The following is a 23,675-nucleotide window of genomic DNA, read 5'->3' on the forward strand; positions in this document are numbered from 1 at the left end:
TTCACTAATTCAGTCACTCCCTCACTCATCCGCCTTACGCAAGTATCAATGTAAAATCACCACCTAAAGGTTCAAAGTTTTCAATTAGTGAAGCAATAAAATCATCACCATAGTTAACATACATTGGAGCTAAGTTCAAAGTTCTTTCCTGCAATGTTCCTCCTGGGAATAAACGCTGTTTTAAATGTTCAATTTGGGATATTGACACTTCATGATTTCGCTTTTCCGCTTTCACGAGTTTCTTTTCCAAATTCTTGATTAGCTTTTCAGTTTTGGTAAGAGCAGCATCTGCCGATGCTTCTAAAGTCTTATCTATTTTGAAAGAGTTGAGTTTAATTCTATCGAAAATGGCTTTAATAGCAGCAGCTTCGTCTGTTAAACAAATCTGGAATTCTGTATTGTTCTTGATCCATTTATTCTGCAGTTCTTGCGTGGGTAAAAAGATGTCTTCAAAATCGAACCTCAACTTATTCAGGTTCTCCAAACTTCTTCTGTCTATCACCAAGGCCGAATTTCTCAACAGTAATACTGGGAAGTTCACTTTATAAAAATCGAAATTTGCTTTTAGTTGCATCCAATAAGCAACCTCGGCACCACCACCTATGTAGGCAATGTTGGGTAAAATCACCTCTTGGTAAAGTGGGCGCATAATCACATTCGGACTGAATCGCTCCGGATTACTATCGATCTCATTCAGGAGCTCATCTTCAGTGAAAGTGATAGCTGTGTTGTTCACTTTAAAGAGATTTTCCTCCTTGATAATGCGTTCTCTAAGATTTTCCTTTAAGTAAAAGAAGTTAATGTCGCGGCCATTTACTTGAGATTTATAGCCTTTATCTTCTAATATGTCACTTGTCTCTTCTGTTAATCTAGCGCTGTTTTGTTCAGTGATATCACGCTTAATAATATCCTTAAATTGTGCTTTCAAATCGGTATCGTCCGCGTTGATAATTACCAAGCCATATTGCTCAAATAAGCTATTTACCAATGTCCGGGTAGCATCCGCTAAATTTTCATTTTCCAGATAAGCTTTTTCAACCAACTTACCTAGTTTTTTCCCGTTTTTGCTAATGCCTAAATAGCCTTTGTAGGCTTGTACGGCTGCAGCCACTGTTTTTGTACTTAGCCTACCGGTAGCGCCGTTGGTTTGCTGTATCCAACTAATTTGCTTATCGTCCAGACTGATGTGATTAATTTCTTCAAAATCGTGATCCTCCGTCGCCATCCAATAAATGGGTACAAAGTTTTTGTCAGGAAACGCTATTTTTAGCTCCAAAGCTAAGTTGATAGTACTTACTATTTTATAAATGAAATAAAGAGGACCGGTAAAAAGGTTGAGCTGATGGCCTGTAGCAACAGTATAAGTGTTGTCGGCTGCTAGTAAATCGATGTTTGCACTAACGGCTTGGTTAACTTTTATCGATTGGTATTGCTGTTGCAATGTCTTTACTAAGACGGCCCTATTTCCAATGAACTGGTGCGTCTCTACTGCTTTTTTCAGACCATCGATATCTGGTCGGTAACTGTAAAACGATTTTAGGAATTCCACATCGTTAACATAGTCTAAGACCAGTTTTGAAAAAGAATGTGTGTCCTGATAAGAAATGTATTTAGCCTTCACATTTCGAAATTAAATTAAATTTTGAAACAAGAGTAGCCATTTACTTTATTTTACACTTTATCGATGTTATAGCTTTGCCTGCCTCACTGAAATAAAAAAGGTCGAGCTAATTTGGCCCGACCATTCTATATAATAATACTTTGATTTCTACTTTACAATTTGCCCGTACAAATCAAAATCTTCCGCTCTATCTACCTTAACATTAACAAAGCTTCCAATGGCTGCGTAACCCGAGTTGGCATCGATTAAGACTTCATTGTCAACCTCCGGGGAATCAAATTCAGTACGTCCGATGAAAAAATCACCTTCTTTTCTATCTACCAGCACTTTGTAAGTTTTGCCTACTTTTTCTTGATTGATGTCAAATGAAATGCCCTGTTGCAGTTCCATAATGGCATCCACACGCTCTTGTTTAACTTCATCCGGCACATCGTCCACTAAATCATAGGCATGCGTTTTTTCCTCATGTGAATAGGTGAAACAGCCAAGTCTATCAAATCTAGTATCTTCTACCCACTGGTACATTTCTTCAAAGTCACGTTCAGTTTCACCTGGATAGCCACAAATTAGCGTAGTACGCATAGCGATGTTTGGAACCCTAGCTCTAATCTCATTAACGATATCAATGGTTTTTTGCTTAGTAATCCCACGACGCATCGACTTCAACATGTTATCTGTGATATGCTGTAAAGGCATGTCTAAGTATTTACAGATGTTTTCACGCTCGTTCATAGCATCTAAAATCTCCATTGGAAAACCAGAAGGATAGGCATATTGTAACCTGATCCACTCAATGCCATTCACATCAGATAAGCGACGTAAAAGCTCATCTAAGTTTCTTTTACCGTATAAATCTAAACCGTAATAGGTTAAATCTTGGGCAATCAAAATCAGTTCTTTTGTTCCATTGGCTGCTAATATTTTTGCTTCATTTACCAACTCGCTCATATCTCTCGAAACGTGTTTTCCTCGCATTAGCGGGATAGCACAAAAGGAGCATGGGCGGTTACAGCCTTCAGCAATTTTGAAATAAGCGAAATGCGATGGTGTGGTAAGCAAACGCTCGCCTATGAGTTCATGCTTGTAGTTGGCACCTAGAGTGTGTAAGATATTTTGAAGATCATTAGTACCAAAATAGGCATCTACGTTAGTAATTTCCGCTTCCAAATCTGGCTTGTAGCGCTCAGAAAGACAGCCTGTAACAATTACCTTTGCAACTTTACCTTCGTCTTTTAATTGGCTATACTGTAAAATGGTGTCAATAGATTCTTGCTTGGCATTGTCGATAAAGCCGCAAGTGTTTATTACTACAATATCATCTTTCCCAAGTTTATTCGCTTCGTGCTCCACATTAAGATTGTTGCCTTTTAGTTGCCCCATCAGCACTTCGCTATCGTAAGTATTCTTAGAGCAACCAAGCGTAATTACGTTAATCTTAGGTTGAGCCGTTTTTGTAGTAGTTTTGTTTTTTGTAATCATTTTTATCTTAAGATGATTTCAGAGATTTTATTTCCTACGGTATGATTTCACAGATGATGAGATTACACCGATTTATTGATTAAACTGAAAGACGTTTTATTTCACAGCTGGTATTGCCAAAATTTATTAGTAGTCCGGTTTTTATTCTACTAGCTCTTAAGTAGGAAATTAATTGATTTTGAAATAATTTGGGCTGATAGCCCGTAACAGATTTTAATTCTACTATTACTTTATTTTCAACCAATAAGTCGCACCTAAATTTACCGATAATTACATTCTCAAATTCAACAATAAATTCTTTTTCGGCTTCGAATGATAAACCGATGTGTTGAAGTTTTATTTTTAAGGCATTTACATATATTTTTTCAAGAAAACCTGGACCAAGAGTATTATGTATCTCAAAACAAAGCCCAATTATTTTTCGGGTTACCTCATCATAGGCTGTCTCGTATTCCATATATATCTGTGTAATCCTAAAATCTGTGTAATCATTTATTTAAATAAACTATTCACAAACTCTTTCTTATCGAACAACTGCAAATCATCCATTTTTTCTCCCACGCCGATATATTTTACTGGGATTTTAAATTGATCCGAAATCCCAATAACCACGCCGCCTTTGGCAGTACCGTCTAATTTGGTAATGGCTAATGCATTTACGTCTGTAGCTTCGGTAAATTGCTTGCACTGTTCAAAAGCATTTTGTCCGGTTGATCCGTCTAGCACCAATAAAATTTCATGGGGTGCATTAGGGACAACTTTTTGCATCACGTTTTTAATTTTGCCAAGCTCGTTCATCAATCCAACTTTGTTGTGTAAACGGCCAGCGGTATCAATTATCACCACATCTTCTTTATTGGCAACTGCCGATTGCAAAGTGTCAAAAGCTACCGAAGCAGGATCAGAACCCATTGCTTGCGCTACTACGCGTACATCAACACGTTCGCCCCAAAGTTTAATTTGGTCAACCGCCGCAGCTCTGAAAGTATCAGCTGCGCCAAGCACAACCTTTAAATTTTCTTTTTTGAGTTTATGCGCAAGTTTGCCGATAGTAGTGGTTTTGCCTACGCCATTAACCCCAACAACCATAATTACATAAGGTTTATGTTCTCCGTATTCAAAGTTCCTAAAATCGTTACTGTTGTTTTCGGCTAATAGTAACTGAATTTCGTCACGAAGTAAGTGGTTTAATTCCGAAGTAGAAAGGTATTTGTCCTTAGCAACACGGTCTTGGATCCTATCAATGATCTTCAACGTAGTGCTTACACCAACGTCCGAAGTTACCAGTACTTCTTCGAGGTTGTCCAACACATCGTCATCTACTGTTGACTTACCGGCTACTGCCTTGGTGAGTTTGCTGAAAAAACCTTCTTTCGTTTTTTCCAGTCCTTTATCTAGCGCTTCCTGAGCTTCAGGTGCGGTTTCTTTCTTTTTAAAAAAATCGAATAAACCCATAATCTGATAAAATAAAAAAAGCCCTTCCGTTAATACGGAACGGCTCTTAAGCTATTCTTAAATATTGTTATTTGCCGTTTGTTCCAGCAATAGCATCTTTAACGTGATCATTGTGAACAATTGATTCTTTGAATGAATAAGCACCAGTTTTAGGTGATTTAGTCATTGTGATCACTTTTGAATATTCTTTACCTGTACCTGTTTTAAGGGTTGCAACTACTTTCTTTGCCATGTTTTTTTAAATTTAATGATTGAGTGAGTGAATTACCAATGACTGAATTTAATCCTGTAATTCAATCATTTACCTCCTTCAAAATTATTTAATCTCCTTGTGTACGGTTACTTTCTTTAAAACCGGGTTGTATTTTTTCAACTCTAAACGCTCAGTAGTGTTTTTACGGTTTTTAGTAGAAATATATCTAGACATACCAGGCATACCACTTGTTTTATGCTCTGTGCACTCTAAAATAACTTGAACTCTGTTACCTTTTTTTGCCATTTCTTTATCTATTTATGCCGTAAAACGGCAAATTTTGTTACAAATATCCTTTTTTCATGAAACGATTAATCGCTTCAGAAACACCAATTTTATTGATGGTTTTAATAGCCGAAGTAGATACTTTTAATGTTATCCAACGATCTTCTTCAGGGATATAAAACTTCTGAAGTTGTAGGTTAGGATAAAACTTGCGCTTGGTTTTAACGTTTGAGTGAGAAACGTTATGTCCTTTCATCGCGGCTTTTCCTGTTAAATCACAAACTCTTGACATGACTTTATTTTGTTATTTGTTATTCGTCGCTTAATTCTTTTTAAGAGCCTGCAAATATCAGAATAATTTTTGTATTCATCAAGTGTGCTGTAAAAATATTTTAAAGATATTTTTTTATTAATCAAGTTAAGCCTAGCAAGTTAATGGCATTGGCAGTATTTTTCCGTTTAAAATACCAAGTTTTGAGTATTTCATTTGTTTAATCGGTGTTTTAACTTTGAAGAGTTAAGATATGTAAACTAGGTTACAGGCTCCCATTAGCCCTTGCTCAACAATAAGCTTGGGCTTTTTTATTTTACTGAAATTGAAATAAATCAACCTATTTATTACGGAAATATTTATAAGATTGAAACGATTTTGATGTTTTTATAGTATATAATTACTTAATTTAGCAATCGAACAAATCCAAAACCTATTATAGATATACTATGCAAATCCAATCTTTTGAGCAGTATGAAGAAAGCTACAAAAAAAGTGTCGAAAATCCAGAACAATTTTGGGGCGAGGTAGCCCAAAACTTCCAATGGCGTAAACCTTGGTATAAAGTACTATCATGGAATTTTGAAGAACCGAGTATTAAATGGTTTGAAGGCGCAAAACTTAATATCACAGAGAACTGTTTAGATAGACATTTAGAAAAAAACGGAGATAAACCTGCAATTATTTGGGAACCAAACGATCCGGAGCAAGATAGCGTTACCATTACCTACCGGATGTTACATGAACGTGTTTGTCGTTTTGCCAATGTATTGAAACGTAATGGTGCTAAAAAAGGCGACAGGATTTGTATCTACATGCCGATGGTGCCTGAATTAGCAGTAGCCGTTTTGGCTTGTGCTCGTATCGGAGCTGTGCATTCGGTAATTTTTGGCGGTTTTTCTGCCAAATCAATTGCTGATAGAATTAACGATTCGCAATGTAAATTGGTAGTAACTGCAGACGGTGTTTATCGTGGAGCAAAACCTATTCCATTAAAAGATGTAATTGATGATGCTTTGATTGGTTGTCCGACAGTGGAGAAAGTAATTGTACTCACCCATGTGCGGACGCCTGTAAGTATGCTGAAAGGCAGAGATGTTTGGTGGGAAGATGAATTGAAGCACGTTAATGCCGTTTGCGAAGCAGAAGAAATGGATGCAGAAGACCTGTTGTTTATCCTTTATACATCGGGTTCCACGGGAAAGCCAAAAGGTGTAGTGCATACTTGTGGTGGCTATATGGTTTACGCAGGCTATACTTTTAGCAATGTATTTAATTATCAACCAAACGAGGTTTATTTCTGTACGGCAGATATCGGTTGGATTACAGGCCACTCTTATATTGTATACGGTCCATTGTCGCAAGGCGCAACTTCATTAATTTTTGAAGGTGTACCTACTTATCCAACGCCATCTCGTTTTTGGGATATTGTAGAGAAACATAAAGTAAATACGTTATATACGGCTCCAACTGCTATTAGATCTTTAATGGGATTCGGTGATGAACCTTTGAAAGGCAAAGATTTAAGTTCACTACGTGTGTTAGGTTCAGTGGGAGAGCCAATTAACGAGGAAGCTTGGCACTGGTTTGATGAGAAAATTGGAGGTGGAAAAGCGCCTATTGTTGATACTTGGTGGCAAACTGAAACTGGTGGTATTATGATATCGCCAATTGCTACGGTAACTAAAACTAAACCTAGCTACGCCACTTTGCCGCTGCCTGGTATACAGCCAGTTTTGGTGGATGAAAGCGGTAACGAAATAGAAGGGAACAGCGTAAGTGGGAACCTTTGTATTAAGTTCCCTTGGCCAGGCATGTTACGCACCACTTACGGTGATCACGAACGCTGCAAGCAGACATATTTCTCTACCTATCCTGGTATGTATTTTACAGGTGATGGCTGTTTGAGAGATGAAGATGGGTATTATAGAATTACCGGTAGGGTAGATGATGTATTAAATGTTTCGGGACATAGAATAGGTACAGCCGAGGTGGAAAATGCGATAAACATGCATGCTGGCGTAGTAGAGAGCGCCGTAGTGGGTTACCCTCACGATGTAAAAGGCCAGGGTATTTATGCGTTTATTATCTATCCGAACCATCATCAGGATGCGGAGCTTACTAAAAAAGATATCCTGCAAACCGTAACTCGTGTAATTGGAGCCATTGCTAAACCAGATAAAATGTTATTTGTATCGGGTTTGCCAAAAACTAGGTCTGGTAAAATTATGCGCAGAATTTTAAGGAAAATTGCCGAAGGTGATACTTCTAGCTTGGGAGACACTTCAACATTATTGGATCCGAGTGTGGTTGATGAAATTATCTCGGCTGCGCAAAGTAGTAAATAAGTAGACTATACGAATTGAAAAGCCCCGATGGTAGTTGCCTTCGGGGCTTTTATTTATTATCCGCTATATCCTGGATTCTGAATCAAAGAATTGTTACTTGCTTTAATCTCACGGTCTGGGATTGGAAATACCAATTTAGGATCATTATAAGGGAATGCACCAATTGATCTTTTGGTTCTCTTATAATCATGTAATCTGAAACCTTCGTAATCCAACTCCTTTTCTCTTTCGTTTAAAATAATATTTAAGGTAGGTACCACGGTGCCTAGCCCAGCTCTCGCTCTTAGGGTATTGATGTCGCTTGCCGGTGTAGCGCCAATTGTAGTGTTCAATCTAAAGTTACATTCTGCTCTAATTAGGTATTGCTCTGTAATTCTACATACAGGAATATTGTCGTAATAACTGTACCATTTTTTAGTGAAATAGCCAGTTCTTGCTCCTGTGCCTTCATAGATCAGTTCCGTTTGTCGTTTGTCTCCGGCCTCAAATGAATTATAAAAAGTAGTGTTCACCAATGCATCTGCCCTGCCCACGTTTCCACCTGTACTGTTGAGGTAGCTGGCGTAAAAAGTTGCTAATCCGTCGTTGGAAGTACCAGCATTACTTTGTTCATTTTGTTTGATCTCGAAGATGCCTTCATTTGAATTTTTGGTTCTAAAAGGCGCTTCTAATGAATTAGTAATTAAAGAATAAGGTCCGTTGGTGATAATGTCGTTCGCTAAATCTCTAGCTAGCGCATATTTTCCTTCCTGTAAGTAAACTCTCGCCAAAAAGGCTTTAGCAGCATATTGATCATTTACTGAAGCCAACTTTGTGATGGCGGTGGTAAGATCGTTTTCTACAGCAGTATAAACTTCGGCCACCGTTTTGCGAGTCACGTTATTGCTTACATTATCTACTGTTTTAACGGGTTTAGTCATAATTGGTACACCTAAATTGTTATTAGTGCCGCTAGCATCGTAAGGTAAGGCGTAAAGTCTAACTAATTCAAAGTGCATGATACCTCTTATAAATAGCGCTTTGCCTTCTATCACATTTCTGGTGTTGGCATCATTTACTACACCCAGTGCTGATAAAACAATATTTGCAGTGTTGATGGCAGCATATGCGGTAACCCAAGTTCTAGTTACATCAACATTATTGGAGATGATTGCTTTACTCGATATATTTCTATAGCTCGTGAAACTGCCCCTCCAAGTAAGATAGCCATCACTAGCATACAGATCTGGTAACATCACCAAGTTTGTGCCGTATAAGTCGCCTAGAGCTAAAAAGGTATATGCGCCTGTTAGCGCATTTTGCACATCGGCGGTATTTTTTAAGGCTGCAGAAGCATCAATTTGTTGTTTTGGGTCTATTTCCAATTGCTTTTTGCAGCTGGTTGCGCCAACGATAAGTAAAAGTGCAACCAGTATATTTCTATATTTTTTCATAACTAAGTATTATTATAAACCAATGTTTACGCCGAAAGTAATTGTTCTTGCTTGTGGAGGTGTATAAAAATCGTGTCCCAGCTGTATATTATTAGACTGGGTTGAAGTGCCGCTTGCTGGTGTATTTACCTCTGGATCATAACCTTTATATCCTGTAAAAGTGAGAAGGTTAACAGCCGACACGAAGAGTCTCAATCTTTGTAAATGATATTTGCCTGCAAGTGACATGGGTACATTGTAACCTAACAAAACACTTTTTAGTCTAAAATACGAGCCGTCCTGGATCCAACGGGAAGAAGGACTAGTTCCATTGCCTTCGTTGAATCTTGGTTGCGGAATATTGGTTATTCTATTAGTAGGAGTCCAATAATTTAACTGATCAATAGTTTGGTTGTCAAAATAATCGCCATTGGCAGATTGAAAAACGCCAGCCATGTTGTAAATATCATTGCCAGATACAAATTGTGTTTGAATATCCAAATCGAAGTTTTTGTATGACAACTGGTTACCGAAGCCACCGTAGAATTTAGGATTTGGATTGCCTAAAGTTTGATTTTGAGCCGCAGCATAATCGTTAGTAGTGGTTGTTCTAGAAGCGTCTACATAATATATTGCATCACCATTATTTGGATCTACACCGGCATAGGCTTTTCCGTAGAAATAACCCAAAGGCTCACCAACAGCAACTCTTCCTAAAAATCTACCTCCAGGAAAAATAGGTTGATCGTTTACCAACCGAAGTACTTTATTTTTATTGAAAGAGATATTGAAGGATGTACTCCATTTAAATGCGCCCACTAAATTTCTTGTATTTAATGAAATTTCAAGACCTTTGTTTTCCATATCACCGATATTTTGAGTGATGGATGAAAAACCGTTAGTTGACACTATTGGAGCATTAAGCAATAAATCGGTGGTTTTCTTTTTGTAGTATTCTACGGTACTTGATATTCTGTCAGAAAATAAGCCGAAATCCACACCAATATTGAAATTCTGAGTATTTTCCCAAGTAAGGTTAGGGTCGCCAAGTTGAAATGGACGGGTACCACCGATGCCAGCATAATTTACGCCTCGGTACAAATTCCTTGATGCAAAATCTCCAATTTCAGCATTTCCTGTCAAACCGTAACTAGCCCTTAATTTTAATTGACTTATCCAATTAACTGACTTTAAGAATTCCTCTTGATTAACAATCCAGCCAGCAGACACCGCGGGAAATGTTCCGTATCTGTTATTTGCACCAAATCGAGACGAACCGTCTGTCCTGATTGAAGCACCTAACAAATACTTGTCGCGATATTTGTAGTTAACCCTTGCTAGATAAGAGACAAAAGTATGTCTTGTCTCGGAAGATGAACCAGCTGATATAATTGCCGCACTTGCAATCTTAGTGAAACTATCAGACGGTAACGTCGTGCCCTCTACCGAAGAATATCTGAATTTTGTGTCTTGAAATGCAAAACCAGCTAGCACGTTCAAGCTATGTTTATCATTAAAGATTTTATTGTAGTTTAATGTGTTGTTAGTATTAAAGTTGATAGACTTTGCCATGTAGTCGGAGGAATATCCGCCGGTGCTACCACCATCTTGGGTTCTTGACCCTAGAAATTGCTCTTCCTCTAAATTGTTAAAGTCGAATCCATATTCGCTTCTAAAAATTAAATCTGGCGTAATCTTTAAGCTAGCATAAGCGTTGGCAAAAGTTCTGTAAGTAGTAGATAGATTTTTTCCATTGTCAATATCAATTAAGCTATTGTAATAAACAGTTGAATTGTTTAACTGTCCAGACGCATCGTATACAGGTTGAATTGGTGGTAATGCATTTAATTGTAAAGGGTTGGAAAATGCGTTATCTGTCGGGATGCGGTAGTTGTCAACTTTAGAGATGTTGATTGAACCTCCTACATCAAATATTTTAGAAACATTATGGTCTAAGCTTAATCTGCCTCCAGTACGTACATATCTATTTGAAATAATGATCCCGTCATTATTATTGTAAGTTCCTGATAACATGAATCTGGTTTTGGCATTGCCACCATTTATGTTTAAACTATATTGCTGAACGTGGCCTCTTCTAAACGCTTGGTTAACCCAGTTTGTATTATTGTTGCTTGTCCAGTCGGTAGTTCCGGTATAATCTTCCCACATTTCTGCCGCATTATTATAATCTCCACCGTCGTAATTGCCATACTTAAACGCAGCGTCTAAAAGTTGCCTATATTGGTCTGCATTGAGGAATTCGCCCTTTTTTGTTGGATCACTGAATCCAGCGAAATAACCAAATTCTACATTTGTTTTTCCTTCTTTACCTCTTTTTGTGGTGATAAGTACAACTCCATTTGAAGCACGGGCACCATAGATTGCTGCCGCTGCTGCATCTTTCAATACCTCCATGGATTCAATGTCGTCCGGACTAATTGCCGCTAACGGATTGTCAGGTTCGGTATAGGTTCCTAAAGCTTCAGTAACAATCGGAACACCATCGATAACAAATAGAGGCTGATTGCTTGCTGAAATTGAAGAAATACCACGTACGCGAATTTGTAGGGCCTGACCTAATTTTCCACTACTTGAGTTGATGAACACGCCGGGAGCTTTACCCTGAAGTGCGCTTTCAACAGTAGCAATGGGTCTGTCTTTCATCTCTGCCGAGGTAACCCTAGCTTGCGAACCTAGCAGGTCCCTCTTACTCTGCGTTCCATAACCCACAACAACTACATCGGATAATGTGGTACTTTCTTCCTCCAAATTAACATTGATTGTACTGCCTGTAATCGGGACTTCTTGTACCTTAAAACCAATGTACGTAAAAACGAGCGTTTTTGCTTTTTCATTTACTGTGAGCTGGTAATTGCCCGCAGCATTAGTTTGTGTTCCATTTGATGGGGCGCCTTTAACATATACGCTCACTCCGGGAATTGGGCCTGAAGAGCCCCCGGTTACTTTTCCGGTTATTACCTTGTTTTGTGCTAGCACTAGGGTAATTAAACCGAAAGAAAACATTACACTGAATAGTAGTTTTCTCATAAATTGGGTAGTTTTAGTTAATAATTAGCTGATAATAATACAATTTAGCTAAACGGTAAGCATTTTCCAAATTTTATAAAATTATGTGCGGTGTATTTTTGTTTATTCGGAATAAAATTTAGTAATAGGCTACAACTATTAGTTTTAATTTTGATTGACGGTCGACTTCGAATTTGTTGATGTATATCTAAATAAATTAAGCTTGTAAAATTTAATATGATGACGGGTTTTTAAATTACCGACTTACCTATCGCAAATACTTTCTGATTTTTAATATGCTATTTTGGAATTTTATAGTCCTATTTCATTAAAAAAAACTACCTTTTAGCAATGAAAAAAGTATTTGCTTTTTGGCTTTTGCTGGTAGTTGCGTTTAACAACATTTACGCTCAAACATCGAGTAAGGCGGATTCTGTATTTAACTTCAAACAGCTAGATAATAGACAAGGACTTTCTAACAGTGCAATTAATGCCATTTTTGAAGATAGCGAAGAGCTGCTTTGGATTGGTACTTGGGATGGTCTCAATTCGTACAACGGTACAAATTTCGATGTATATAACCACAGTATAAGCCGTTTGGTAAATAGCGTAGGTAGTAATGTCATTCATGATATTGCCGAGGACAAAAGTGGAAATATATGGATTAATACAGTTGGAGGCATTTCTAGATACGAAAAAAGTACTGGCAAATTCTATAGATACTTTTATAAGAGTTCCCAATTAAACGTAACTGCAGAAAAGGAATTTGAAATTGCAATTAATGGAGTAGGTGAGGTATTTTGCTATGGAACAGATGGTTGGCTGAAAAAGTACGATGCCAACACCGATAAATTTATAAACCTAAAGCGAGTTCGTAGCGAAGGTCAAATAATAAAAATGGCATTCTCTAATGGTTTGCTGTGGTGCCTGTTTGGAAATGGAAAGCTCAATGCCTACAATTTATCTGCTAAAAACTTTTTGCTACAAGCGCAATTTAAACGTGAAAATAAGATCACTAATTTTTTTACGATTAACGGCCTAGTAATTTATAGCGTCTTAGACAAACACTTTGCAATTGATAAGAGTCTTAGATCAAAAGATCTCAACTTAGAAAAAGCAAAGATCAAATCAATTACCTATTATCTCTCAAATTATATCATTGCTTGGGACTCCCATGGTGCAAGCGCTTATGATCAGAAATTTAAACCTTCAAATCTGTTGAAGAATGAGCTGAAGAAATTAGAGAACTTTAAAATTACTTCACTAGCAACTGGTAAAAATCAAATTCTTTGGATAGGCACAGATGGCAATGGGATTATACAAGTTTTTCCGAAAATAGGCCAGTTTAAAGCTTTGGTAAAATTTAAAGGCAAGCCGATAGCTAACCCTGTAAGGGCATTTTTAAATGTGGACGGCAATTTATGGGTAGGTACAAAGGGTGACGGAATATTGATATACGACCGATTTTGGGCAGGTAATCTGCCGAAGAATCAACATCAACTGGACATAAAAAACGGTTTGCCTAATAATTCTGTGTTTACGATAAAAAGTGGTACAGATGGCTTGGTATTTATCGGTACGGATGGTGAGGGTTTAACTATCTATGATAAAAAGAATAAAAAAATACATCCGTGGGCAACTATTGAAGGCACTAGTACATTTCCAAAATTTAAATCTGTTTACGCTATTGTACAAGATAAAGATAGTGTGGTTTGGGTTGGTACAAGCGGGTACGGTTTACTTCAGTTGAAGTTTAAGAAGGATTTAGGAAAGATAAAATTGATATATTTTAAGCAGTATAAATCTTCAACTAAATCTACAAATGGACTTGCGGGTGACATTATATACGATTTAGCGTTAGGAAAGCAAAACCAGCTTTGGATTGCCTGTCGTTATTCCGGTTTGACATTGTTTGATTATAAGCAAAATCAATTTAGGACTTTTAAAGCCACTGGTGAAGTTGATGGACTTTCGCATAGCGATGCGATATCCTTATTTTATGATAAAAAGCAAAGGTTGTGGATTGGTACTAGTTTTGGACTTAATTGCCTTGAAGCAAGTGAGGTAGGTAAGCCAAGTTCTAAATTTAAAAACATTACTACCGATGACGGGCTACTTAATAATACAATCCACGCTATTGAAGGAGATGAATATGGCAATATTTGGCTGAGCACTAATAAAGGATTGGCTAAATTAAATCCAGAGAAGGGCACTTTATCTAATTATTTGGAAAGTGATGGCTTACAAAGTAATGAATTTAGTGACGGCGCCGCGTACAAATCGGATGGGGATATGTTGTTTTTTGGCGGTATTTATGGTGCCAATTTCTTTGATCCAAAAAAAATTAATGGACGGCTTGCGCAACCCAACATATTCATTTACGATTTGCAATTCGGCGGTAACGTGCCTCAAAATAAAAGGTTTCTTGTGATCAGCTCCAAACCGAAGCAAGTACAAGAATTTCAGATAGAACGTAAAAATAACTTTTTTCAATTTTCATTTAATGCCTTAAACTATTTTAACACTTCAAAAAATGAGGTTGCCTACAAACTAAGCAAATTGGATAGGACTTGGAGATTGAGTGGTGCTAACGGAAAGATTGCTTATTATAACATTCCACCAGGTAAATATAATTTATTGGTAAAATGGAGTAACGGCGAGGGAGCTTGGACCCAGGAAATTGTAGCACTGCGGATTGAAGTAAAGCAATATTTTTGGCTTACTAAACCAGCATATTTGGTTTATTTTCTGTTATTATTGGCTTCCGCTTATACATTTCATCGCTACAGGAAGAACAAACTTGAGATGTCTTTCAAATTAGAACGAGAAACGCTTTTTAGACAAAAAGATGAAGAAATTCATAAGCAACGGGTGAACTTCTTTACTAATATAGCACATGAATTACAAACTCCTTTGACCCTGATCCTAGGTTCTGTTGAGCATCTCATAGAAAAGCAGAAAATTGTCTTAAATAAAGAGAATAGTTTATTAGCCACAGTTCGTCAACATACGGCTCGTTTAACCTATTTAGTACAACAATTGCTAGAATTTAGGAAGGCAGAGGCAGGTTTTGTAACGCGTAACGACAGCTATTTGGATGTTTCAAAGATGTTAAATAGCTTGTCAGGTCTATTCTCAACAGCTGCTGAAAGAAACGGACAGCAATACCAAGTTAAAATTCAGCAACATATCAATTGCTATATCGATAAGGACAAATATGAAAAAATATTGTTTAACCTGCTTTCTAATGCGATAAAGTATGCACCTAAAAAGGAAGTTATTTTACTTGAAGTTAGCTATAACGAAGCAACCAATGAACTTAGAACAGTTGTAGCAAATTCGGGTACTACACTTAAACAGGATGACTTAGATCGGCTATTTACCCAATTTCACATGGCTACTGAAAACCGGGTTGATAAATTTGGTACTGGAATTGGTTTGGCATTTACTAATGAACTAGTAGGAATACTGCGAGGAAATATCAAGGCATACTTATTAAATGGCTGGGTATATTTTGATTTTGTACTACCCGTTAATCTTAAAAGTGAAAATAATACAGAAGAGGTATCTAATTCAGCACCATCATATCTTTTGGATACGATATTAACTTCTCATCAACCAGAAATTTCCAGCGATATAGCAGAGAACAATAAAGTTGCTTTAATTAAAGATGTTGAAGAAAGTGAAAGGGATAGTATTTTAATTGTTGAAGATGACCAATCTTTACGACACCTTTTAAAGAGCGTACTTAAAGAGAATTATATTATTTATGAAGCTGATAACGGAAATTCGGCTATATCGTTCCTGAAAAATAATAAACCAAACGTCATTATTAGTGACGTAATGATGCCAGAAATGGACGGCCTTGCATTCTGTAGATATGTGAAATCAGTTCCAGCTTTGGCGGGAATACCTTTCATTTTGTTAACTGCTAGAGGAAGTGAGGAAAATAAGGTGGAGGGCTATGAAATTGGTGCCGATGCATACATTCCTAAGCCTTTTCATATCAACTATTTGAAGGTAAGGATTAAAAAATTGATCGATTATAAAAGGAAAACTGAAGAGTTGATCAAGGATGCAAATATTAACGAACAGTTCGTAAATGTAGAAATGGACCAAAGCGACAAGGAATTTTTAAATGCCTTGGTTCGTGTTGTTGAAGAAAACCTGGCCGAGCCAGACTTGGATGCTGCTAAGTTACAGGACATGCTTTCCATAAGCAAAATGCAACTATATCGGAAACTTAAGTCGCTCTCGGGAATGACTCCATCTGAGTTTATCAAGAGAATTAGGCTAAAAAAGGCAGCAATGTTACTTCGCAACTCAAAATTAACTGTATCAGAAATATTTTATCTTACCGGCTTTAATAATAAATCCTACTTTTTTAGGGAGTTTAAGAAAATTTATCACCTTGCGCCTAACGAGTATCGGGAGCTTCAACATCAAAGCGAAGCTGGCGAATAATGCCCTTCTATACTGTAAAATGTAATTATAGTGAACTAAAATGTGACTATAGTACACCACTGTTTTTACACTCGCTCCTAAATTTGCTTCTAATCAAATATAAATCAGATGAAAAAAAACAAACGTTATTTAATTGCGTTGGTATCCTTTTTTTTATCGACAATTAGTTTGTATACCTATGCACAAACAAAAGTTGTTGGTAAAGTAACAGATGAACAAGGTATGCCAATTCCTGGAGCAGTGGTAATGCAAACGGGTACCAAAAATCAAACAGCAACTAATAGTGAAGGTGTATATACATTAACACTAGCGGGTGATAAGGATCAGTCATTAACCTTTAGCTATTTAGGATTTAATACAATTACTCGCCCTTACACTGGTTCAGCTATCAATGTATCGTTAACATCAAACATGCAAAACCTGAACGAAGTTGTAGTTTTGGGCTATACTGCTCAGAAGAAATCTACCATTACCGCTGCGGTTTCGAATGTAAACATGGATAATTTAGCTAAAACCAGAGTTGTTGATGTTGCTCAAGCATTGCAAGGACAGGTGCCAGGCGTTTTTGTAGCGGCTAACACTGGTGCGCCCGGTGACGGCATTAAGCTAAGAATTAGGGGCGAAGGTACTTTAGGAAACAACGATGCTTTATATATCATTGACGGGGTGCCAACTCGAGATATCACCTTTTTGAATCAAAATGATATTAGCTCAATGACGGTGCTAAAAGATGCTGCGGCAGCGGCCATTTATGGTTCTAGAGCAGCCGGTGGTGTTGTTGTAATTACTACAAAGAGCGGACAATCTGGTAAAACCACTGCAAATATTGAATATTTTCAAGGTTACCACAATGCAACTAACCTGCCTAAGATGCTAAATACAGACCAATATCTTACGGTTAAGGATATCGCTTGGCATAATACTTTAGGTAATGCTGCTAGTGCAACTAGCCCGTATAAAGCAGCCAGAAGTAGGACAGATTTATCAGATACGGACTGGTTAGGTGAGCTTTTTGAAACAGGTAAGTCGAAAAATTTACAGGTTTCTGCAAGTGGTGGAGGCAAAGAAGTACAGTATCTACTTTCATCAGGATACTACAAGCAAGATGGAATTGTGGTTGAGGATAAAGATGTTTTCGAACGTTTTAATTTTAGAAGCAACGTTAATGCTAAATTATCTGATAGGTTCAGCATAGGAACCAATCTGCAATTGAGTTATGCGAAACAGGATAAGCTTTCTTCAAGCGGCGATGTACCGGGTGTAATCAGACATGCTTTGCTACGTCCGCCATTATTGGGCGTTTATAAAAATCCGTCTGATCCAACTTACAGCCCATCTAACCCTTTTACCGATTTACCTTTTTATACAGGTAACAACAACGGATGGGATAAGAATTTTGAATTCAGCTCAAACCCTATCGCCATTGTACACTTTACTAACGATAAGAGGAAAACTTTTCAAACTTTTGGAAATGTATACGCAGAATATGCTTTTTTGTCAGATAAATCGCTGAAATTCAGATCTAATGTTGGAGTCGATATCAGCTTCTCACACAACAAAAACTTTGCTCAGAACTTCGGTGACGACAACGATAACAATCCGGACGAACTTTATCCGGGTATGGGCCGTAATAACAAACCAAATAATTTAGATGAAAATAGAGGTCAGGTGATGACTTTTACCTTTAGCAATACTTTAAACTATGCAAAAATTTTCAACGGGAAGCATAATGTGAACTTCCTACTAGGAACGGAAAACATCACCAGCAGAAGTTCAGCTATAGGTGGAAGTCGCCAAAATTTCAATAAGAGCACATCAGGATTTCAATATTTAGACTACGGAAGTCTGACAAATATTTACAATTCTGGTTCGGCAAGTGGATTTGATCTTATCTCGTTTTTTGCAAGCGGTACCTATGGTTTTAACGACAAGTATTTCGCTACAGCAACGTTAAGGGCCGATGGCTCATCTAGGTTTGGTCCGAATAATAAATGGGGTTATTTCCCTTCTGCGTCTGCCGGTTGGTTAATGTCAAACGAAGACTTTATGAAAAACGTGGAATGGGTTAGTAACTTAAGATGGAGACTAAGTTGGGGTAAAGCTGGAAATCAGGAAATCCCTAACAATACCTATCAAACACTTGTTTCAGAAGCTGGTGGTGTTGTAAATGTAGTGAGGTACGGTAATCCTGATATCAAATGGGAAACTACCACACAAACTAACTTTGGTCTTGATTTGGGATTGTTGAAAAATAGGTTAACGTTTTCTGCCGATTATTTTGTGAAGAAAACAGACGATATACTTTTAACTGTGGGCTTGCCAGCAGTATCAGTAGGTGTAATTGATAGAACTTATGTAAATGCAGGAGAGGTAACCAATAAAGGGTTTGAGTTTGGTTTAGGTCTAAAAAATATGGATCACGCTTTTAAATATAATGTAAACGCCAACTTTTCTACATTAACAAACAGGGTTAACAAACTTCAAACTTACGTTAAAAACATTATTGATGATGCAACCCATACAAGGACAGAAGTTGGACAACCTATTAGCTCGTACTACGGGTTAGTATTTGACGGGATTTATCAAAATGCCAACGAAATCAACACACATTTATTCACTAATAAAAACGGTGCCTTACCTGGCGATATTAGATTTAAGGATTTAAATGGCGATGGTCAGATCAATGCAGATGACAGAACTTTTATAGGAAATCCGATACCTAAATTTACCTATGGTTTTGCTTTCTCATCATCATATAAAAAGTTTGATTTCTCTTTCTTAATACAGGGAATTGCTGATGTAGATGTGTACAACGATTTGAAACAGATTATCAATTTTGATAGCCGCCCATTTAACTCAATGACCTCCGTTTTAAACTCTTGGACAGGCGAAGGTACGAGTAACACGTTGCCTCGTTTAACTTTTAATAATAACGGCGGTGGAAACGTATCCAGTGTATTTGTGGAGGACGCTTCGTACGCTCGCTTGAAAAACGTAGAACTTGGATACACATTTGACATTAAAAAAGCCGGATTTAGAAACGTAAGGCTCTATGCTTCAGGTCAAAATTTATTTACGATTACCAACTATACAGGCTTAGATCCTGAGTCAACATCGTTAATTGATAAAGGAACTTATCCTCAATCCAAAGCGTTCATATTAGGTTTAAAACTTGGTCTTTAATAAGAAATTATAATGAAAAATATATCATTATCGGCTCTGGTAATAGCAGTGGTTGCTTTATCAGGCTGCGAAAAACAACTTACTACCGATCCTATCGGTTTTACCACGCAAGAAGAAATCAACACTACGCCAACTTTGACTACTGTTGAAACATCGGTTAATTCTTCATATCAGCTGTTATCTAACAGATTAAATATTTTGGCACAGTGGAACTGGACGGGAGGTTTAGTATTTCAAAATGACTTGATTCTACAGGATGTTGCTTCGGACGATGCAGAAAAAAAATGGAATCCAGACGGTGACCAGCCTTGGATGGACGACATCAACAATTTTACTTTCACTTCAACCAATGGCGGGCCAAACGGCTTATGGAAATATGATTATGAAGGGATTAAAAGAGCTAACATCGCTATTGAACTGTTGACTAATCCGGATATTGAAAAAATAACAGGAATCTCTACGGCTAGGAAAAATCAAATACTGGGCGAGGCGTACTTTTTGCGTTCGTATTATTACTTTTCATTGGTCACTAATTTCGGTGGCGTTCCTCTGATTTTAAGACCTGTTAAATCTTATCAAGAAGCCTTCGAAGTTGCAGTTAGAGCTGATGCAAATGTAGTATGGGATAGAATTAAAGCTGATCTTGCCGCTGCAAAACCTTTAATGCCCAACGCTAAATATAGCTCAAGTTCGGAAAAATGGAGAGTTTCAAAAGGTGCTATCATTGCCTTGCAAGCTAAAGCTGCGCTGTATACACAAAAGTGGGCAGATGTGATTACGTTCGTAAATGAATTAGAAACGCTTAATTTTTACAGTTTAAATAGTAATTACTTTGACAGTTTCAATCAAACTAAAGAGTTTGCAGAGAACGAAAATATATTCGTGTATGATCATCAAAGTAACGCTAATCCTCGAAATGGAAACGGTATTTGTGCACCATTAGGTTGGGGATTTTTTGCGCCAAGCACTAGCTTTTTAAACGCTTTCGAAGCAAATGATCCAAGAAAGTTTTACACTGTTGATGTGGCAAATCAAAACCTAAATAAAGTTTTAGGTAGTACAAACGGTTCCAACAAAGGCAATGATGATGCTGCAAATAACAAAGTTTATATCAGATACGCTGATGTGCTTTTGTGGAAGGCTGAAGCTTATTTGGAAACAAATAGATTGCCTGAGGCCATCGTAATTATCAATACCATTAGGGCTAGGGCAAGAAATAGCATGGCGGCGGATGGCACTTTCCCACCTGTAGGTACCTTGCCAGATAGACCAGTTTCTACTGATAAGGCTGTAGTAAAAGACTGGCTTATCAAGGAAAGAAGAGTAGAATTGGGCTTTGAATCTCAACGATTTTTAGATTTAAAGCGTTGGGGAATCGCAAAAACTGTACTTGTGGCCAATGGCAAAAACTTTCAGGACAAGCATAACCTGTATCCTATCCCACAAGGTGAGGTTGATGCATCAGCAGGCTTGTTAAAGCAAAATAAAGACTATTAATTTCTAATTGAGCTTGGGGATCAACCCGAGCTCAACTTCTTAAACTAAATTATTTTTTAGCCTAGTTTTCACTTGGCCTAGCATTATATACCCATAATTATGACAGATTTTGCAAATAGATTCAGTCAAAACCCATTACTTTCCCCGTCAGATTTAAAGCCAAGTGTTGACGGTTTAGAGATTACTTGCTTATTAAACCCGGGCGTGTTTACTTTTCAGGGTAAAACATGGATGATTGTAAGAGTCGCCGAAAGGCCTAAGCAGGTAGGTGATTTGATTTCATTTCCAGTTTTGGATGAAGAGGGCATAAAGATAATAGAGATCAACAGAAATGATCCCCATTTAATTGCTGACGATCCAAGAGTGATTAATTACAAGGGGAGCGACTATCTTACTACCTTATCTCATTTAAGACTGTTATGCAGTGATGACGGAGTCAAGTTTTATGAGCCAGAAGGTTACCAAATTTTAAAGGGCGAGGGGCCGGATGAGGCCTTTGGTATTGAGGACTGCCGGGTAGCTAAAATTGATGATATATTTTACCTCACTTTCACTTCAGTTTCAGCACACGGTGTTGGCGTAGGTATGCGTACCACTAAGGATTGGAAAGTGTTTGAAAATCATGGTGTAATTATTCCTCCTCATAATAAGGATTGCGCCATTTTCGAAGAGAAAATCAATGGTCGTTTTTATGCGCTACATCGTCCAAGCAGTGTTGATTTAGGAGGCAATTACATTTGGTTGGCGCAATCTCCAGATGGGATTCATTGGGGTAAGCACAAATGCATTATCAAAACCAGAAAAAATCATTGGGATAGTAAAAGGGTAGGTGCAGGAGCAGCTCCAATTAAAACACAAAAAGGTTGGTTGGAAATTTATCACGGCGCAAATGATGCTCATAGGTATTGTTTAGGCGCATTTTTAATGGATTTGAATGATCCCACGAAAGTAATTGCCAGAAGCGAAAACCCAATTATGGAACCAGTAGCAACGTATGAACAATGTGGGTTTTTCGGACATGTTGTATTCACTAACGGGCATGTTGTAAATGGCGACAAACTAACCATTTATTATGGAGCTGCAGATGAGTTTGTTTGCGCTGCCGATTTTTCAATTGATGAAATATTATCATCATTAACTTATTATCATGATTAATAAAATAAAAACTGAAATATCGCATTTCAAAAATCAATCGCACAACTTTAAGGTATTAACGCTAACCAATTTAATTTATAGCATAGTATTGCCTGTAATAGATATTTTTGTGGCCGCTTATGTTATGCGTAGTTCTAATGATCCTGTAAAAGTGGTCATTTATCAGCTAACCATTTATACTGGAATCCCGATAACATTTTTCTTAAATGGCTATCTGCTAAGAAAAATTTCCATTAAAACACTTTATGCATTAGGTATGATGCTAAGCGGGGTTTCAATGATGGTAATGATGTCTTTAACAACGCTAGATAATACTGGAATTGGCATGGCGGGTTTAATAATGGGCATGTCCTTTGGTTTCTATTGGGCTAATAGAGATTTTTTGGCGCTAGCTATCACCAACGATGATAATAGGAACTACTATTATGGCTTAGAAACTTTCTTTTACACCATTATTGCGGTAATCATACCATTTTTTATCGGATGGTTTATTGAAATTTACGCATCGTTAGGTGATGCCGCATTTGCCTATAAAATAGTAACGGGACTAGTTTTCATAATCACTATTTTTGCTTCTATTATGTGTTATAGAGGGGATTTTGCCAACCCTAAAGAGAAAAAGTTCGTCTTTTTTAAGTTCGATCCCTATTGGTATAAATTGCTCCGACTTGCATCATTAAAAGGTTTAGTACAAGGTTTTTTGGTTACAGCCCCGGCAATGCTTATTATGTTGCTGCTCGGTAAAGAAGGTGCGCTAGGCACAGCTCAATCGGTAGGTGCTGTTATAGCAGCGGTAGCCATGTATATCATCGGTCGTAAAACTTCACCCAAACACCGTCTACAGGTTTTCGGTGTAGGACTTGCATTGTTTGCATTAGCCGCAATTATTAATGGTTTGCTTTTTAACAGCGTTGGCGTAATCTTATTTATGCTGTTTTTACTTTTGGCTAAACCACTGTTAGATTTAGCTTATTTTCCTATTCAATTTAGTGTTATAGATATTTTAACTAAAAAGGAAAAACGTAGTGAATTTGCTTACATCTTAAATCACGAAGCAGGCCTTTACATAGGACGTTTAGTTGGCGCTGGTACTTTTTTGCTACTGGCCTACAGCTTTTCGGTCGAAATAGCACTCCGTTACGCTATTGTTATCGTTGCTTTATTACAATTACTGTCTTACTGGGTTGCAAAAGACATTATTAAGACGGGTAAAATTCATAACATTACGGAAGCTAAACCGGTAAACAATGATGAACCTAATTTAACAGTACCAATCGTTGATTAA

Annotated in this window: 15 protein-coding genes; 6 read left to right on the plus strand and 9 right to left on the minus strand. The window is 37.4% G+C overall.

The features are described 5' to 3' along the window. Positions 1-34: 34 nt before the first annotated feature. The 7 genes from bshC to rpmB form a co-directional block, all read right to left on the minus strand. A complete protein-coding gene (gene bshC / locus ACY2A0_RS13005) occupies positions 35-1,621 on the minus strand; it encodes a bacillithiol biosynthesis cysteine-adding enzyme BshC (RefSeq protein ID WP_461789951.1) in 1,587 nt (528 codons plus the stop codon). Between the two features lie 147 nt (positions 1,622-1,768). Further along, positions 1,769-3,100, minus strand: a complete 1,332-nt coding sequence (rimO, locus tag ACY2A0_RS13010) for a 30S ribosomal protein S12 methylthiotransferase RimO (protein ID WP_461789952.1) — start codon at positions 3,098-3,100, stop codon at positions 1,769-1,771. Positions 3,101-3,179: 79 nt separating this feature from the next. Next, on the minus strand, positions 3,180-3,557 hold the full coding sequence (locus ACY2A0_RS13015; RefSeq protein ID WP_461789953.1) for a GxxExxY protein: 378 nt from the start codon (positions 3,555-3,557) through the stop codon (positions 3,180-3,182). Between the two features lie 35 nt (positions 3,558-3,592). Next, positions 3,593-4,555, minus strand: coding sequence for a signal recognition particle-docking protein FtsY (ftsY, locus tag ACY2A0_RS13020; protein WP_461789954.1), 963 nt, complete (start codon positions 4,553-4,555; stop codon positions 3,593-3,595). 67 nt (positions 4,556-4,622) lie between these two features. Continuing rightward, positions 4,623-4,787, minus strand: coding sequence for a DUF4295 domain-containing protein (locus tag ACY2A0_RS13025; RefSeq protein ID WP_461789955.1), 165 nt, complete (start codon positions 4,785-4,787; stop codon positions 4,623-4,625). Positions 4,788-4,871: 84 nt separating this feature from the next. Then, positions 4,872-5,054 (minus strand): 50S ribosomal protein L33, encoded by a 183-nt coding sequence (gene rpmG / locus ACY2A0_RS13030; RefSeq protein ID WP_107216618.1) that lies wholly within the window; start codon positions 5,052-5,054, stop codon positions 4,872-4,874. A gap of 37 nt (positions 5,055-5,091) precedes the next feature. Next, a complete protein-coding gene (gene rpmB / locus ACY2A0_RS13035) occupies positions 5,092-5,325 on the minus strand; it encodes a 50S ribosomal protein L28 (RefSeq protein WP_113637762.1) in 234 nt (77 codons plus the stop codon). Between the two features lie 428 nt (positions 5,326-5,753). On the opposite strand from rpmB, the gene acs reads away from it, so the two are divergent. Further along, positions 5,754-7,652, plus strand: coding sequence for an acetate--CoA ligase (gene acs / locus ACY2A0_RS13040; protein WP_461789956.1), 1,899 nt, complete (start codon positions 5,754-5,756; stop codon positions 7,650-7,652). Positions 7,653-7,708: 56 nt separating this feature from the next. Here acs and ACY2A0_RS13045 read toward each other — a convergent pair whose 3' ends face one another. Both ACY2A0_RS13045 and ACY2A0_RS13050 read right to left on the minus strand, forming a co-directional pair. Then, positions 7,709-9,085, minus strand: coding sequence for a RagB/SusD family nutrient uptake outer membrane protein (locus ACY2A0_RS13045; protein WP_461789957.1), 1,377 nt, complete (start codon positions 9,083-9,085; stop codon positions 7,709-7,711). A gap of 12 nt (positions 9,086-9,097) precedes the next feature. Next, positions 9,098-12,112 carry a SusC/RagA family TonB-linked outer membrane protein gene (locus tag ACY2A0_RS13050; protein WP_461789958.1) on the minus strand — a complete coding sequence of 1,005 codons (3,015 nt, stop codon included), beginning with the start codon at positions 12,110-12,112 and terminating at the stop codon, positions 9,098-9,100. 330 nt (positions 12,113-12,442) lie between these two features. On the opposite strand from ACY2A0_RS13050, the gene ACY2A0_RS13055 reads away from it, so the two are divergent. From ACY2A0_RS13055 to ACY2A0_RS13075, 5 genes are all read left to right on the plus strand, one after another. Beyond that, positions 12,443-16,555 (plus strand): hybrid sensor histidine kinase/response regulator, encoded by a 4,113-nt coding sequence (locus tag ACY2A0_RS13055; protein WP_461789959.1) that lies wholly within the window; start codon positions 12,443-12,445, stop codon positions 16,553-16,555. Between the two features lie 108 nt (positions 16,556-16,663). Then, positions 16,664-19,738, plus strand: a complete 3,075-nt coding sequence (locus ACY2A0_RS13060) for a SusC/RagA family TonB-linked outer membrane protein (protein WP_461789960.1) — start codon at positions 16,664-16,666, stop codon at positions 19,736-19,738. 12 nt (positions 19,739-19,750) lie between these two features. Continuing rightward, positions 19,751-21,235, plus strand: coding sequence for a RagB/SusD family nutrient uptake outer membrane protein (locus ACY2A0_RS13065; RefSeq protein WP_461789961.1), 1,485 nt, complete (start codon positions 19,751-19,753; stop codon positions 21,233-21,235). Positions 21,236-21,334: 99 nt separating this feature from the next. Next, a complete protein-coding gene (locus ACY2A0_RS13070; protein WP_461789962.1) occupies positions 21,335-22,390 on the plus strand; it encodes a glycoside hydrolase family 130 protein in 1,056 nt (351 codons plus the stop codon). Then, positions 22,383-23,675, plus strand: coding sequence for an MFS transporter (locus ACY2A0_RS13075; RefSeq protein WP_461789963.1), 1,293 nt, complete (start codon positions 22,383-22,385; stop codon positions 23,673-23,675). Before ACY2A0_RS13070 ends, ACY2A0_RS13075 begins: the two co-directional genes overlap by 8 nt.

Source organism: Pedobacter sp. (assembly GCF_965249885.1).
In the GTDB taxonomy this organism is placed as follows: Bacteria; Bacteroidota; Bacteroidia; order Sphingobacteriales; family Sphingobacteriaceae; genus Pedobacter.